The organism is Planococcus dechangensis, assembly GCF_042654465.1.
Classification (GTDB): Bacteria; Bacillota; Bacilli; order Bacillales_A; family Planococcaceae; genus Planococcus; species Planococcus dechangensis.
On record NZ_JBHSGL010000005.1, the window covers coordinates 749,735 to 764,724 of the forward strand.

Below are 14,990 nucleotides of genomic sequence, written 5' to 3' on the forward strand. Positions count from 1 at the left end.
GCTAAAATTTAGTCACACGAAACAATAATGAGAGAAGGTCTGGCTTATGGCCGTAAAATCAACTAAATTTGCCTTATACATTCTCATGTTCAATATGTTCATCGCCATGAGCGGCATTGGCCTGATCATTCCAATCATGCCTGCCTATTTGGACACATTCGGCGTCGCAGGACAGGCGCTCGGTACATTGATTGCCACTTTCGCATTTGCTCAGTTCTTGTTCTCTCCACTGTCCGGTGAGCTGTCCGACAAATACGGACGAAAAAACCTAATTATCTTCGGGCTTGTCGTTTTCGGCTTGTCGCAACTGCTGTTCGGCATGGCCAGCGAACTATGGATTCTTTACCTTGCCCGCTTTTTCAGCGGTGTCGGTGGAGCATTCCTGATCCCGCCGATGATGGCATTCGTTGCGGATATTACGACTTATGAAGAACGCGGCAAAGGGATGGGCTATCTCGGTGCGTCGATGTCGCTCGGATTTATGATCGGGCCGGGCATTGGGGGCTTTCTTTCGGAAGTCAGCTTGCAGTTTCCATTCTATGTCGCAACTGCAGTCGCTTTATTGGCAGCATTGCTGTCGTATTTTGCCTTGCCGAATGTCAAACCGACCGTCCAAGCGGTAGATTACAAACGTGAGAACTTATACCAGCAAATGAAGCGATCCGTCTATACCCCTTATTTTGTGATGCTCATCGTTATGTTCATCTTTGCTTTCGGACTTTCGAATTTCCAGTCGACGATCGCCTTATATGTCGATAAACAATTCCAGTTTACACCGAAAAAAATTTCGGTCGTCATTACCGTTGGCGGCTTTGTCGGCGTTGTTGTGCAAACATTCGTTATCGACAGCTTGTTCAAGCGCTTCGGCGAGATGCGCGTCATTCTCGTCAATTTGCTCGTCTCAGCAGCTGCCATGATCGGCATCTTGTTTGTCAACACGTTTTGGACCATCCTGTTCGTCTCGGCCATCTTTTTTACCGCAGCCTCATTGCTGCGTCCCGCCATCAACACGCTGATTTCCAAACTGGCTGGAGATTCCCAAGGATACGCAGCCGGTATGAACAACGCTTATATGAGCCTTGGCAATATGATCGGGCCGGCACTTGCCGGCGTGCTGTTTGATATCGATATGAGTTTTCCGTATATCGCGGGTACACTCATCCTGCTCGTTTGCTTCTTCATTGCTTCGAGCTGGTCGTTGAAAAAGAAAGTGCTGCTACAGGAAAGCCGCAGCTGAGCATGAGTTGCCACATAAAAAGAAGCTGGCCGCAGTTGCGGCCAGCTTCTTTTTTATAATGAGTTGAAATAATTATAGAGAAAATCAGGCATGAGCTCCAAAACCTTTTCATCGGGTACGAGCTTTGCATGGTGCAACCCAAACTCAGAACCGACGCCGGCCCAAAACATCAGCCCAGGCAAGCGTTCAGTAAAGTAGCCGAAATCCTCACCGGTCATCGCGGCTTCAGCGCGGATTGCGGTGATTTCCTGAGACTGGGATGCAAAAGCCAAAAAGGATTCCGCAAGCTCCGGGTCGTTGTCGACTTGGCGGTAGCTTGCTCCGTAATCGATCGTTACGCTGCATTCATGCCCTTCTTCGATTGAACGGCACAATGCCTCAATACGCTTTTTTACGCGCATCATCGAATCGGGTGTCAAGGTCCGGATGGTGCCTTCGAGACGGGCGTTTTCCGCAATGATGTTTTGTACTGTGCCCGCTGTCAGTTTTCCAACCGTCAGCACCGCTGAGTCCATGGGATCGACATTGCGGCTGACAATTGTCTGCAATTGCATCAGCAATGCCGCAGCTGCCACCGCCATGTCGCGCGTATGATGAGGAAAAGCAGCATGCCCGCCTTTGCCGTGCAAGTCGATAAACAGCTCAGAAGTGTTTGCAAACAACAAGCCCGGCTTGGTGGCAACCGTTCCCAGCGCCAATTCAGGTGCGATGTGAAGCGCAAAAATTTGGTCCGGCAAAAGGTCGGGACGTTGCTGATCCAGCCAAGCTAATAGCGGCTCTGCGCCGCCTGGGCCTTCTTCTGCCGGCTGGAACAAGATTACCACATCGTCCCCGATCGGCTCTTTGATGAGCCGTTCGAGCAAACCGATTGCAATCGCCATATGGATATCATGTCCGCACGCATGCATCAATCCTTCATGCTGCGAGGCAAACGGCAAGCCGGTCGCTTCTTGGATCGGCAGCCCGTCGATGTCGGTACGCCAGCCGAACGTCCGTTTTGGCTTTATGCCGCTGACTTTAACGATCAAGCCGGTGCGCCACTCTGCCACTTCGACACGATCGTTTGCCATATCAGAAATGATGTTTTTCAAAAAGCGCTGTGTTTTCACTTCCTGAAAGCCAAGCTCTGGAATTTGATGAAGCTCTCTTCTGACTTGAATAAGGTCCATCATCTTCTTACAGCTGGCGAAGCTCTTGTTTGATTTCGGTTTTCGAACGGGTTTTGTCATCCATCAATTTCAATACACGCGCAGGTGTCCCGCCGACAACGGCATTTTCCGGCACGTCTTCAATGACGACCGCTCCAGCCGCGACTACAGATCCTTTGCCGATGCGTACGCCTTCCAACACAACGGCGTTGGCACCGATCATGACATCATCTTCAACGATTACTGGTGTAGCAGATGCCGGTTCGATAACGCCAGCGAGTACTGCGCCAGCTCCGATGTGGCAATTTTTCCCTACTGTCGCACGACCACCCATAATGACGCCCATATCGATCATTGTGCCATCGCCGATAACAGAACCGATGTTAATGACCGCACCCATCATGATGATGCAGTTATTGCCGATTTCTACATTTTCTCGGATAAATGCACCTGGTTCGATGCGGCTGTTGATGTTCTTCAAATCAAGCATCGGAATCGCGGAATTTCTGCGGTCGTTTTCCACTACTGAATCTTCGATGACTGATGCATGCTGCTCGAGTGCTTTTTCCACTTCCGACCATTCGCCAAAAACAGTTGCGTGGTTGCCTTCGCCAAATACTTTCGAACCTTCGCCAAAGTTCAGCGCTGCTATGCCTTCTCCTTTAACATAAACTTTTACCGGCGTCGATTTCTTCGCATTCTGTATGTACGAAATAATTTGATTTGCATCCATCTGTTCCATTGATCAAAACCTCTTTCTATTATGTAATGGTGTTATTATATCTGATTTTGTATAATAATTCATCCTTTAGCTTAACAGAGTGGCATGTTTTTTGACTATATCGACAAAGGCTTCCACTTGCCGCAGCTGAAATGACGATTCGTAACCGATCAACCACGTATCCCGCGTCAGCTCCAACTCATGCTCGCTGGTCGTCAAAGGCATTGTATGGACGTCTTCTGTCCCCGTCAGCGTAATGGCAGGCAATATCGCGTAACCGATGCCGTTGACCGCCATCTGTTTGCACGTTTCAATCTGGTCTACGGTTATTTGGCGCTTGGGGCTGTAAGCAAAGTGCTTTTGCCACCATTGTTGAATTTCTTCGTAATAGGTCGAATCGCTCTTGAACTGGATAAATGGCCGCTCTGTTTCCATCACTTCATCGAGTGACTGAATTTCTTTATCGACTAAATACAAGGTGTCTTTAAACAAGTGGATTTTCGTACCTTTCCAATCGGTTTGCCCGCGCACGATGCCGATATGTGCCTCTCCGTCATAGAGCGAGCGGACGATTTCCGAACTCCAACCGGTGATCAATTGTACTTTGGCTTCCGGATACAGCGTAACAAAATCTTTCAGTACTTTCGGCAGCCAGTTTTGGCCAATGATTGATGCACAGGCAATTTTCAAGGTACCATGGACCTTTTCACTCAATGTGTGGAGCTGCTCGAAAACTTCCTCTTTTCGCTGCACCGCTTCATTGGCATATTGGATGACCAGCTCCCCCGCTGGCGTCGGCGTCAATCCTTTTTGCGACCGGACGAACAATTGCTGTCCCCACTCTTTTTCGATCGATTGCAGCCGCTGCGACAATGCGGGCTGTGACAAAAACAGCCGTTCTGACGCTTTGCGCATATTTCCTTCTTCGGCCAATATTTTGATGACCATTTCTTCATTTGACATCGGGTTTCACTCCTTTTAATCCACGCAAACCGAATATGAGCATAAAACTCAGCAGTGCACAGAGAAATGTCAGGCTGTAGACATTTCGCAAGCCTAACTCCAATGCCTCTTGTAACATCATCCGTTCTTCATCAGGCAAGCCGCTCCTGCTGCCTGCACTTAAAATCGCATTGACCGATTCCAAAGTCAGGTTGCTATCGTTTTCATTGAAATATTTCAATAAGGAGCTGTTTAAAATGCTGCCCAATAGCGCAACGCCTATGGTACTGCCGAGATTGCGCATAAACATATTGGAAGCCGTAGCAGCGCCACGCTTATCATACGACACGGCCGATTGGATCGACACAATGAACGCAGTGCTCGTCAATCCCATTCCGGCACCGATCAAAAAGCTCGACATCCCAGCCCATAACGGGCCGAACTCAGGGCGCATCAAAACAAAAAGTGTCGTTCCGACAATTAAAAATAAAGCCCCCAAAAGTGAAGTCCTAAAATAGCCGATGCTGATCAAGAGCCTTCCGGACAGTACGGAAGCAATTGGCCAGCCGATTGACATCGCCGTTAGCGTGAAGCCAGCGATTGCGGCAGGCTGTTCCATGACACCGGTAACATAGGCCGGCAAATAGCTCGAAATGCCGATCAATATAATACCTGTAGCCAAGGAAACCAAATTGGCATACAAGATGGCCCGATTGCGCCAAATTTCAAAAGGCATCATCGGATCGTTTGATACGCGCTCCGCTTTGATGAAGCCGTACATAAACAATGCGCCGAGCGTCGCTAGCAGCAAAGAAGGCACTGACATCCAGTCAAATGATACGCCGCCCTCGATGAGCAAGTATAAAATCGTACTCAATGCAACCGTCAGCAATACAGCGCCTTTGTAATCGATTTTTGTGCGTTTATTTCTTGCCGGTTCTTTTAAATAAATCATGATGCCCAGTAGCGATAAAACTCCAAGCGGCAAATTAACCCAAAATACATATTGCCAGCCGATAGTGGCGACGAGGACGCCGCCGATTGCCGGCCCGGCCACAGCGGAAATACCCCACACACTTGATAAATAGCCTTGGATTTTCGCGCGCTCTTCTGCTGAGTAGATATCACCGACGATCGTTGAGGCGATCGGCATGATCGCCCCCGCACCTGCTCCCTGGATAAAGCGGAACGCAATCAATTGATCCATCGAATCAGCCAGGCCACAAAGCCATGATCCTATCAGAAACAATAGCATGCCGAATGCGAAAACCGGCTTTCTGCCCAGTATATCGGCAAGTTTTCCGTATAACAAAACGGTGACGGTACTCATCAGCAAATAGGCTGAAAAGACCCAGCTGTATTTTGAAAATCCACCGAGGTCTGCAGCAATGCTTGGCATAGCAGTCGAGACAATCGTCGCCTCAACCGCAGCGACGAACATTGCGAGCATGACGGCGATCAATATCAAAGGGCGTTTAGCTTGTTCCATGAAATCCCTTCTTTCAGCAGACAGAAAAAAAAGCCCCAATGGATGAGGCCTTTTTTTTGATGGTTACCGCTTAAATTGATAAAGCTGTTTTTTCAATTGCTTCAAAACGATGCGTCTCGTTAATATTCCCATGAACATTCCGTCGTCATCGACTACACAAAGGAAGTTCTGATCGATCACCAAATCCAATGCTTTTTGGAACCGTTCATGCAAGTGGATGCGCGGCAGGTCGGTTTGCATAATTTCTTCGACTCGGATATCCCCAAGTTTTTCGTATTCTATGTGATCCATTCCTAGAATGGCATCAGTGATGCGCTGGGCATTGATCAAGCCGTGAAACCGGTACTTTGCATCCAAAACCGGGATGGCTGAATAGCCGGTCTTCGTCAAAACTAATAAAGCATGCTCGGCGCTATTGCCGATTTGAACATGTGCTACCTTTTCGGACGAGATGACAAATTCTTCAATCGGGGTTTCTAAAAAATCTTTGCTCGGTAATGAAATCATGTGCTCTACTCCTTTTGCATCGAATCGTCTGATGCCAAAACACTTCGATTACATCATAACATAACACGAATCCCGAAACTATTTAATTGGGTGATTTGGCTTAAAAAGGAAATTTGTTCAACCACTGGCCGCCGTCTAAAGTCACAATTTCCCCATTCATATACGATGCTTTATCAGACATGATAAACGCTGCAAGCTCGGCTATTTCCTCAGGTTTCCCGAGCCGCCCTAACGGCACAGATTTCAATGTTCTGTCTTTCGCTTCCTCAGACTCGAAAAGTTTATCTGCACCGCCTGTCCGTTCAATAGGGCCTGGGGCAATCCCATTGACGCGGATCCCGTATTGCGTTCCCCACTCTACAGCCAATGTCCGTGTCAACGACATGACACCGGCTTTGGCAGCAGCGGAGTGTGCAACACCTGCTCCCGCATTCCAAGCATACGTAGCTAGCATATTAAGTATATTCCCTTTTGTGCCATTTTCAATCCAGTAGTTCCCGACAGCGTGCGAGCAGAAAAACGTGCCATTCAATACGATGTCGATAACAGAGCGCCAACCGTTCGGTGACAACTTTTCTGCATGGACAATGAAGTTGCCTGCCGCATTGTTGACAAGGCCGTCGATCCTGCCGAATTTTTCATGTGCGAAATTCACCATCGCTTTGGCATGTTCCGGCTCGCGGACATCCATTTGGAACACTTCCACCTTACCGCGCAAGCCGGATAATTTCGTCAAAGCTTCGTTGAGTTTCTCCATATCCCGTCCGGTAATGACGACATTTGCGCCTTCCTGCGCAAATTTCTGTGCCATATGAAACCCCATCCCACTGGATCCCCCTGTAACAATAATTGTTTGTTCGTTCAACATTCCAACATCCCCTTGTCGTTTTCGTCAGCGCCATGCTGCAATAGATTCCGGTTTATGTACAGTAACTGAAAATTTTGATATGATACTTGTAATTGATCACCCTATTACTGCGAAAGGAATGAGCCCATGTCCTCGATGTACAAGGATTCGGAAATCGCACAGGCCATATTCACTGTGAACCGCCACGCCAAAACCGCCACAGACAACCAATATTTATATGCCTTGAAAAAAGAAGCGCTGCATTTATTGATCCATCAGAATCGGGCACAGAAACTAGGCCTGCACTTCAGCAAAAATCCCCGAAAAAGCCAACAACAATCATCCGTCCTCGTGAAATGCGGCGATTACTATTTCCACATGCTGCCTCGAAAAGAAGATTTCCATACGCTCCAGCATTTGGGCGACTTGGATGAAACGTATCGCAATCCCCCGAGCCGCATGAATTTAAAACATGCCAAGGAAGTACTGCGAAACTTTACTGGGCTCGAGCCGAAAGAAGTTAAGCCCACCATGTCAGCACTTTCTAAACGCTACGAGCCAAAAGATATGGACCGCTTCTATACACCTAAAAAGTCTTATTTCGATTAACTTACCCGGCAGCGGAACAGCTGCCGTTTTTATTTGCTCATTTTTCGGCAAAGTCAAAATGACGGATCAAAGCTTGCGTGCCCAGATTCCCGTCTCCGGCGCGTTCTAATTCTTCGTAGATGCCAAGAGACAGTTTCAGCCCAGGCAGCTCAAGCCCCCATTGCTCAGCTTCTTGAACCGCAATTTTCATGTCTTTGATGAAATGCTTAATATAAAAGCCGGGACGGAAATCGCCTTCGATCATTTTCGGCGCCAAATTCGACAACGACCACGAGCCTGCTGCACCAGTGGTAATCGAACGCAATACTTTTTCCGGGTCCAAGCCGGCTTTTTTTGCGTAAATAAGCGATTCGCAGACCCCCAGCATATTATTGGCGATATTGATCTGATTGCACATTTTCGTATGTTGTCCGGCCCCTGCCGGCCCTTGGTGGATGATATTTTCTGCAAACAAGCGGAATAGGGGCAATAGTTCGTTGAAAATCGGCTCTGCGCCTCCGACCATAACGGATAAGACCCCGTTTTTCGCACCGATATCGCCTCCGGAAACCGGGGCATCTAAAGCGTGCATTTCTTTATCCTTTGCAGCTTGTGCTATTTTTTGTGCCAATTTCGGTTGTGAAGTCGTCAAATCAACGAAAATAACGCCTTTTTCTGCATGTTCCAACAAGCCGTTTGAACCAAAATACACTTCTTCGACATCTGACGGATAGCCGACCATCGTAAAAATCACTTGGGCTGACTTTGCCAGCTCTTGAGTATTGCTTTTCCAGACCGCCCCTTTTGACAGCAAGTCTTCCGCTTTTGAGGCCGTTCTCGTATAGATGGACAGTTCATGTCCCCCGTCGAGCAAATGACCTCCAATGCTATTTCCCATGACACCTGTACCGATAAATCCAATTTTCATGTAATTGCCTCCCTTGATACTTCTATAGTAGCAAAAATCGTCAGTCTATTCACTCTTCTTTTTAAACAAAAAAAAGAGGCCGGTCCATAATGGGCCGACCACAAAAGGGGGAAATGAGAATGTTGCTGTGTTCAAGTATACTATGCCCGCTGTAAACAGACAGTAAACCTTTTTTTGAAATTTATTTTGAAGGATGTTCTGTATATTCGTATTCAGTCAAGCCATGATGGTAGGCAGTGCCGCGAAAATGCTTAAAATCTTCCTGTTCAATCAATGCTTTGCGAAATTCCAAAAATTCTTCTTTTGGAACTTTTAGGATTTGCAGCTCTCCTGTTCTCAATCGATCCAGCTCATTCGAATAATCAGTCATGAAATGTTCCCCTTTTCCTTTCGTTTTGTCAAAATGCTTCTGTTATAATACTATACGGACTATACCTTTCCCGTCCACCCGCTTCAAGCATAGGTTCAAATTAGGCATTGTGCCAACGCATTTTTAGGAGGATTTTTATGTTAAGTTTTTTCAAGCGCCATCCGCTCCTTTGGCTTTTGCCGCTTTCGCTATATTTATATCAGCTCGCCTTTGAAAATACAGCCGTCTTTTGGTATATGTACACTTTCACCATTTTAGTATTGATGTCGATCGCCATCATCAGCTATTCGGTGTTCGATCAACTGAAAACTTGGCAGTCGCTGCTTTACGGCGTCTTATTCGGCACACTGCTTTATGCAATGCTTGCAATCGGTTATCGCTTGCTTGACGTTTTGCCGTTCAATGTCCAAGCCCCTGTTTCAGCATTGCAGACTATTTTTGCTCCGACCAGCATTTGGCATTATTTATTATTGATGTTCATCATCGTGCCGGGGGAAGAAATTTTCTGGAGAGGGTTTATCCAGCAGCAATTGAAAAAGTATATGAAGTTGCCGCTCGCGATTTTAAGCGCTTCGCTGCTCTTCGGTGCAGCCTTATCCTTTAGCGGATTTTGGCCAGCAGTTATTGCCGGTATCTTGACTGGAGCATCGCTTGGCGTTCTTTACGAATGGAAACGCAGCATGCCATTATTGATCATCACACACCTTATCATCTTGATTATGCTGTTTTTGGTTTTCCCATTACCCGTTTGAAACTACTCCTGGCTTTCTCATCAATTCCTTAATCTTCAATTATATTGAAACGTTTTTATCCTTTAGTCGTCTAATGGAAAAATCGGAAGGAGGAATTTGATTCATGAAAAAGAATATTTTATTCGCTCCAGCGATTCTTACAGCTGGAATTCTCTTGGCAGGCTGCGGAACGGCCGACCTGGCAGAAGAAAAACCAGAGGCTGTAAATCCAGTGGAAACTCCCGAAGAAACGAATGATAGCGATACACAAGAAGACGATACAACCGAAGAGCCGGATGATTCAGAAGCCACATCCGGTGACAGCCATGCTGTACCTGACGGGGAACTGACAATGAGTGACCAGCAAGCGTATCAACTGTATGTACTCGATGGCTATGCTTTCACCGCTGAAGAGCCGAATCGCGACATTGTGTTCCTTGAAGAAAACGATGCCGTATTCATGCGCATCGAAACGTATTATCCAAGTGACATCAGCTTTGAAGACTTAGCGGCAAACACTAAAGACACCGTTCAAGCATCCAACCCGGATGCTGAAGTTCAAGAGTTTACTGGATTCGACGGCTCGTCCTATAGCCAATCCGCAGCATTTGAAGTGGAAACGGCAGAAGGGCATGTGACGGGTATCGCTTTTGAAGGCGACAACATCATCGTCCGCGTAACCATATTTGACCACAGCACGGTTGAAGCGCGAGATGATTTTATCGAGATGGCGCAAACGATCGAACGCATGCAAAAATAAAAAAGATCCTCCGCCAATGCGGAGGATCTTTTCAGAGTGTTGAAGAAGTCTATAATCCGCTGAACATCTAAAAATAGTAGTCGTTATTCTGCATCAAAAATCGATGATCTGTCTAAGTATTTGGAGAAGCGTTCGCTCGACTCCTGTGGGACTAGCGGGTTTGAGAGACCCCGCAGGAACAAAGTGACGAGGAGGCTCGATTCCCGCCCCACGGAAAGCGAGCGGTAAGCTTCGGAAAATACGATTTTCTGGAGTTTCTCGACAGCCTGAAAAGATCCTCCGCCAATGCGGAGGATCTTTTTTTAATAGGACAAATCTTTTATCGACAAGCCGAGCTTTTTCATCAATTCGATTGCTTGCTCTTTTTCTTCCGGAGACAACACAGCTGTCAGATCATGCAGTTTTTGTTCATGCGCCGGGAAAATTTCAGCCATAAATGCTTTTCCTTCGTCAGTGATTTCTGCATACGTGATGCGGCGGTCGCTCGGACAGTTGACGCGTGTGATAAATTGGCGTTTTTCCAATTTATCGATGACATACGTAATCGATCCGCTCGCTAGCAAAATTTTGCCACCGATTTTCTGAAGCGGCTGACGCCCTTTATGGTAAAGCAATTCCAGCACGGCAAATTCTGTTGGATTCACTCCGTTCTCTTGAAAGAAATGGTTCGTTTGTTCCGAGATGGCTTTATGTGCTCTCGACAAAACGATGAATAGTTTTAATGACTGTTTAATGTCTTCATTCATTTTGTTTCACTCACTTCCGCTTTAGATGCTCAATTATCTTGATTATATCTTTTTGACTGCCTAATAGCACGTACAGTCGACTTATCCGATGATGACACGCTCTTTTGGATAATGGAATTTCGTCGGGTCGGTTTTTCCGCCGATTGTGAACAGGAAGGAAATGAGACCGACACGCCCCACGAACATCAAAACCATGACGATAATTTTTCCAGTTGTTGACAAATCACTCGTCAAACCGAGCGACATACCGCATGTACCAAATGCTGAGGTGATTTCAAATATGATTTCCACGATTGAAGCGTTAGGCTCGGTGATGATCAAAGCCATTGTGGAAAACAGTACCATTGCAACAGCAAGGAAAATTACCGCAAACGAACGGAATACGTCGATCAATTCGATTTCCCTATTGAAAATTTGTATCGTATTTTTGCCGCGTGCAAAGTTAATCAAAAACAGGATGGCGATGGCAAAAGTCGTCGTCCGGATCCCCCCGCCCGCTGAACTAGGCGAGGCGCCGATAAACATCAATGCACTCATAAAAACATTGGTCGCATCACTGAATTGTGTAATGTCGATTGTGACAAGCCCTCCGGACCTGGAGGAAACAGAATGGAATAATGCTCCAAAAAGGGTCTGATGCCAGGACATCCCTTTGAAAGCATTGACCGATTCCAAAATCAAAATACCGACTGTGCCGACAACCAACAACATGCCAAAAATGCTCGTCGTGATTTTTGTAAACAGGGAAAAGCGAAAATTCTTCGTCTCATTCGACAAAAATTCCTTCAGCTCGATTAACACCGGAAAACCGATGGCGCCAAGAATGATCAGCAGCATATTGACGATCTGGACAAAATAGTCGTCCACATACGGCTGCAACGACGCCCCTGTGATATCAAAGCCGCCGTTCGTCGTCGCTGTGACTGAACCGAATACGCCGTGCAGAAGCGCTTCACTGAAACTGTAGAAATACTGTGTAAAATAGACTGTTAGAATCAGGGCTCCGATCGCTTCGATGAGCAACAGGATTTTGACGATTTCCGTAATCAATTTGACGACTCCGGCCATGCTCGACTGGTTATGGTCGACCATGATCAATTGCCGTTCTCTAAGGCCGATCCGTTTGCCGAGCAATATCCAGAAAAATGTCCCGATCGACATGATGCCGATGCCGCCGAACTGCAAGATGAGCATCAAGATGATGATTCCGAAAACAGACAGTGTTTGCGATACATCTATGACGGTAAGGCCGGTCACGCTGACGGCGCTGACGGCGGTGAACAGTGTATCGATATATGTCATGCTGACACCCGGCTGAAGCACTCCTGGAAGCCTCAAGAGCAAAAAGGAAAAAGCAATCGCTACGAAATAATACGCTACGATTGCCTGTGCAGGTGTGAGGTTTCGGACCCGTTGAACTGATTTGATCATAGGCGTAAAATTCCTTTCCGCAAGTAACTCTCTTCTCATTCTATGTAAAGAAAGTGGAAAAGAAAAGAGCTATTTTGAAATAGATAGCGATTCCCTTAAAACCGCGCAAAGCAAGACAGTTGAAATCATTCATATTTTGGCTTTAAAAAAATCGCTTATTCTTAAGAAAAACGCAGTTGCCGCGTCCACTAAAGAATAAACGACTTGCATCAAAGTCATGCTGAAGATTTCACTATCAAAAAAAAGAACCCGGTTTATTGCACATCATCTTTCCCTGTTTTCTTTCCAGGATACGGAGTATCAGCTTTTCCATCGGAAGGAATCGATGAGGAGCCATTTTTGTTCTGTTCCCCTTTGCCGTCGTCAAGCTGCCCGCTTTTTGGCGGTGCATTGTTTTGTTGATTTTTTGTTTTGTTTTCCTCGCTTGTGTTTTTTCCTTTTGTATCGTTGTTGCCGCTATTACTTTGCTTGTCTTTCGGTCGGTCTTGCGGTTTGTCTTGCTGCTGGTCTTTTTGTTTATTATCCTTGTTTGACTGAGGTGCTTTCTGGCCTCCACTGCTTTTATGCTCAGCTGGACTTTCTTTTTTGCTAGGTACAGTTTCTGTTTTTTTAGGGGCTGAGTTGCTACCTGTTCCTGCATTTGGTTTTTTCGGTTGTTCGGGTGAAGGCTTTGCAGGCTGAGCATCATCTTTTTTCGTGGCTGGAGCTTGCGGCTTGGATTCATGCTTGTTACTATTATTTTCTTTTGGTGCAGCGGGTTTCGGTTTTTCTACAGGAACCGGCTGGAGATCGTTCGTATCTTTCGTTTCGTTGAATGGCTTGGCAGATGAAGGGTTACCTGGTTGTGCATCTTTCGACTCTACATCCGGGTTTTCTTGTTCAGTTTTATCCGCTTGACCGCTTTCGCCATCACCATCCGCTTTTTCAATATCTTCATCCTCGTTTCGTGCCGGTTGAACTTTATTGTCCTCAAATGCCGGAGAAGAATAGGTTTTGTTGTTCTTAGCAAATTGCCCAACAGGCACTTGCTGCTCCTTCGCTAGCCGCCATTGTTTTTTGTTGGCTTCTTTTAAGTGGATATGAAGTGTTTTGTCCGCATTGTCGGTCAAAGCCGCCAATGTGATTTGCTCTACTGTGGAAATGGTCTTGGTATCTCCTTGTTCCTGTACTGTCGTAATCGTCACTTGTTCCGTATCATCGCTGATCGATAAGGCAAGTACATTTTTCAAGACATCTTCTAATGTGCCATTTTCCCATTTATCCAGTTGTTCGATCAATCGACGGCCGTCCGCATTCAGCTCCCGTAGTGAAATCACCTGACGTTCATCATTTAAAGCGAGTTCTATTCCTGGATTGGATTCCACCTGGACGTAGCCGTACGCTTCTTGTTCCGGCATCATGAACGTGGAGAAAATCAACATCACTATAGCGACTGTTGCAATGATCGGCATTGTGAATATCCTTGCCCGGCGGCGTTTCATTGTAGTGCTTGATAGAGATTCGAAGAACGCTTCTTCTCCGACCACAGTGCCTTCTTGAGGCCTTCCTGTTACAAAGCGGCCATCGGCAAGCATATAGACAGAGCGGTCTCCATCAAGTTCAATACATATGCCTTTTTGCATTCGCATTAGTTTAACCGCTCCTTTAAATAATCTTTTAGATAATGTAAATCGCTCATCCATAAGAGCGCCATTGCAATTATGTATTTTCGGTTCCGTTCAATCGTTTTCCGCGACACTTGGACCATGTCTTCGATTTGTTTGACAGGGAGTTTTTTCTTGTCGAGCAAATACTGTTTATAATCTTCCGTCTCCGCTACCAGCTGCGCGATTTGCATGGCATTTCTTCTGGCGTCTTCATGCGATGGAGAGATTTTCACCAGCATTTGAAACGACAATCCGTAATTGATAAGCAGCTTCTCGAAACGAATGATTTCTTCTCGCCTCTTGTCATTTTGCTGTTCGGCAGTATACTGACCAGTCGAGGCTGAATCCCCGACACGGCTATAATGGTCATCGTTCGGAGATGCGGTGAAATCATGGCTGATCTCGATCCGTTTGCTTTCTTTTCGGATATGATCGATAACGCGGCGCCTGATAACCATATGGGCAAACGTCAGGAAAGATGCGTCATGCCCTGGCCTATATTGTCGGACCGCTTCATGAAACGCGGAGAGCGCAATACTGAATTCATCTTGATGTTCATCAATGAACCGTTTGCATACTTGAGCTGCCGTCTTTTTTACGAAAGGTATATGTGAAGCGAGCAGGTCGTTTAGTATTTCCTCATCCCCTTGCTGCGCCTGTTTTACCATCGCTTCCAACGACAAACCAGAGTCTTGCCCAAACAAACCGCTTATCGCTGTCATAAGCATGCAACTCACCTCATTTCAAATCCTGTTTTTTTCATTGTAACTTTCCATCCAGTGCTTGAAAAGAATGAGGGGACGCGAGTCCTTATTCTATTCGAAGCCAGACTCTTGTATATGTCCGTCCATTTATCTATATACTTAAGTCGCCGTGCCACTCGCACAGATTGCATAAGG

16 protein-coding genes are annotated in these 14,990 nt (G+C 46.4%); 4 read left to right on the forward strand and 12 right to left on the reverse strand.

All coding sequences use genetic code 11. From position 1 onward, the window contains the following. Positions 1 to 46: 46 nt before the first annotated feature. Positions 47 to 1,237 (forward strand): MFS transporter, encoded by a 1,191-nt coding sequence (locus ACFO5U_RS07000; RefSeq protein WP_377277880.1) that lies wholly within the window; start codon positions 47 to 49, stop codon positions 1,235 to 1,237. Between the two features lie 53 nt (positions 1,238 to 1,290). Here the strand turns inward: ACFO5U_RS07000 and ACFO5U_RS07005 are convergent, their stop codons facing one another. The 6 genes from ACFO5U_RS07005 to fadH form a co-directional block, all read right to left on the reverse strand. Further along, positions 1,291 to 2,409 carry an N-acetyldiaminopimelate deacetylase gene (locus ACFO5U_RS07005; RefSeq protein WP_377277882.1) on the reverse strand — a complete coding sequence of 373 codons (1,119 nt, stop codon included), beginning with the start codon at positions 2,407 to 2,409 and terminating at the stop codon, positions 1,291 to 1,293. 4 nt (positions 2,410 to 2,413) lie between these two features. Beyond that, positions 2,414 to 3,127 carry a 2,3,4,5-tetrahydropyridine-2,6-dicarboxylate N-acetyltransferase gene (gene dapD, locus ACFO5U_RS07010; protein ID WP_377277884.1) on the reverse strand — a complete coding sequence of 238 codons (714 nt, stop codon included), beginning with the start codon at positions 3,125 to 3,127 and terminating at the stop codon, positions 2,414 to 2,416. A gap of 66 nt (positions 3,128 to 3,193) precedes the next feature. Further along, positions 3,194 to 4,069: a LysR family transcriptional regulator gene (locus tag ACFO5U_RS07015; protein WP_377277885.1), complete on the reverse strand. Its 876-nt coding sequence runs from the start codon at positions 4,067 to 4,069 to the stop codon at positions 3,194 to 3,196. Then, a complete protein-coding gene (locus ACFO5U_RS07020; RefSeq protein ID WP_377277887.1) occupies positions 4,059 to 5,537 on the reverse strand; it encodes an MDR family MFS transporter in 1,479 nt (492 codons plus the stop codon). Before ACFO5U_RS07020 ends, ACFO5U_RS07015 begins: the two co-directional genes overlap by 11 nt. A 63-nt stretch (positions 5,538 to 5,600) precedes the next feature. Next, the gene (cbpB, locus tag ACFO5U_RS07025; protein WP_377277888.1) at positions 5,601 to 6,044 is read right to left on the reverse strand and encodes a cyclic-di-AMP-binding protein CbpB; all 444 of its coding nucleotides are present in this window, start codon (positions 6,042 to 6,044) and stop codon (positions 5,601 to 5,603) included. A gap of 100 nt (positions 6,045 to 6,144) precedes the next feature. After that, on the reverse strand, positions 6,145 to 6,912 hold the full coding sequence (gene fadH, locus ACFO5U_RS07030; RefSeq protein WP_377277890.1) for a 2,4-dienoyl-CoA reductase: 768 nt from the start codon (positions 6,910 to 6,912) through the stop codon (positions 6,145 to 6,147). Positions 6,913 to 7,038: 126 nt separating this feature from the next. On the opposite strand from fadH, the gene ACFO5U_RS07035 reads away from it, so the two are divergent. Further along, entirely contained in the window at positions 7,039 to 7,500 is a 462-nt protein-coding gene (locus ACFO5U_RS07035; RefSeq protein ID WP_377277892.1) for a YkyB family protein, read from the forward strand. Between the two features lie 37 nt (positions 7,501 to 7,537). On the opposite strand, the gene ACFO5U_RS07040 is transcribed toward ACFO5U_RS07035, so the two are convergent. Further along, complete coding sequence (locus tag ACFO5U_RS07040) at positions 7,538 to 8,407, reverse strand: NAD(P)-dependent oxidoreductase (protein WP_377277894.1); 870 nt, start codon at positions 8,405 to 8,407, stop codon at positions 7,538 to 7,540. A gap of 181 nt (positions 8,408 to 8,588) precedes the next feature. Further along, positions 8,589 to 8,777, reverse strand: coding sequence for a hypothetical protein (locus ACFO5U_RS07045; protein WP_377277896.1), 189 nt, complete (start codon positions 8,775 to 8,777; stop codon positions 8,589 to 8,591). 137 nt (positions 8,778 to 8,914) lie between these two features. Between ACFO5U_RS07045 and ACFO5U_RS07050 the strand changes: the two genes are divergently transcribed. Together ACFO5U_RS07050 and ACFO5U_RS07055 are read left to right on the forward strand one after the other, a co-directional pair. Further along, positions 8,915 to 9,529, forward strand: a complete 615-nt coding sequence (locus ACFO5U_RS07050) for a CPBP family intramembrane glutamic endopeptidase (protein ID WP_377277898.1) — start codon at positions 8,915 to 8,917, stop codon at positions 9,527 to 9,529. A 103-nt stretch (positions 9,530 to 9,632) separates the two neighbouring features. Further along, a complete protein-coding gene (locus ACFO5U_RS07055) occupies positions 9,633 to 10,268 on the forward strand; it encodes a hypothetical protein (protein ID WP_377277899.1) in 636 nt (211 codons plus the stop codon). A 302-nt stretch (positions 10,269 to 10,570) separates the two neighbouring features. On the opposite strand, the gene ACFO5U_RS07060 is transcribed toward ACFO5U_RS07055, so the two are convergent. The 4 genes from ACFO5U_RS07060 to sigI form a co-directional block, all read right to left on the reverse strand. Next, positions 10,571 to 11,014: a MarR family winged helix-turn-helix transcriptional regulator gene (locus ACFO5U_RS07060; RefSeq protein WP_377277901.1), complete on the reverse strand. Its 444-nt coding sequence runs from the start codon at positions 11,012 to 11,014 to the stop codon at positions 10,571 to 10,573. Between the two features lie 81 nt (positions 11,015 to 11,095). Next, the gene (locus ACFO5U_RS07065; RefSeq protein WP_377277906.1) at positions 11,096 to 12,445 is read right to left on the reverse strand and encodes a TrkH family potassium uptake protein; all 1,350 of its coding nucleotides are present in this window, start codon (positions 12,443 to 12,445) and stop codon (positions 11,096 to 11,098) included. Between the two features lie 254 nt (positions 12,446 to 12,699). After that, positions 12,700 to 14,073, reverse strand: a complete 1,374-nt coding sequence (locus ACFO5U_RS07070; RefSeq protein WP_377277908.1) for an anti-sigma-I factor RsgI family protein — start codon at positions 14,071 to 14,073, stop codon at positions 12,700 to 12,702. Then, positions 14,073 to 14,813 carry an RNA polymerase sigma-I factor gene (gene sigI / locus ACFO5U_RS07075; RefSeq protein WP_377277909.1) on the reverse strand — a complete coding sequence of 247 codons (741 nt, stop codon included), beginning with the start codon at positions 14,811 to 14,813 and terminating at the stop codon, positions 14,073 to 14,075. Before sigI ends, ACFO5U_RS07070 begins: the two co-directional genes overlap by 1 nt. Positions 14,814 to 14,990: the final 177 nt, after the last annotated feature.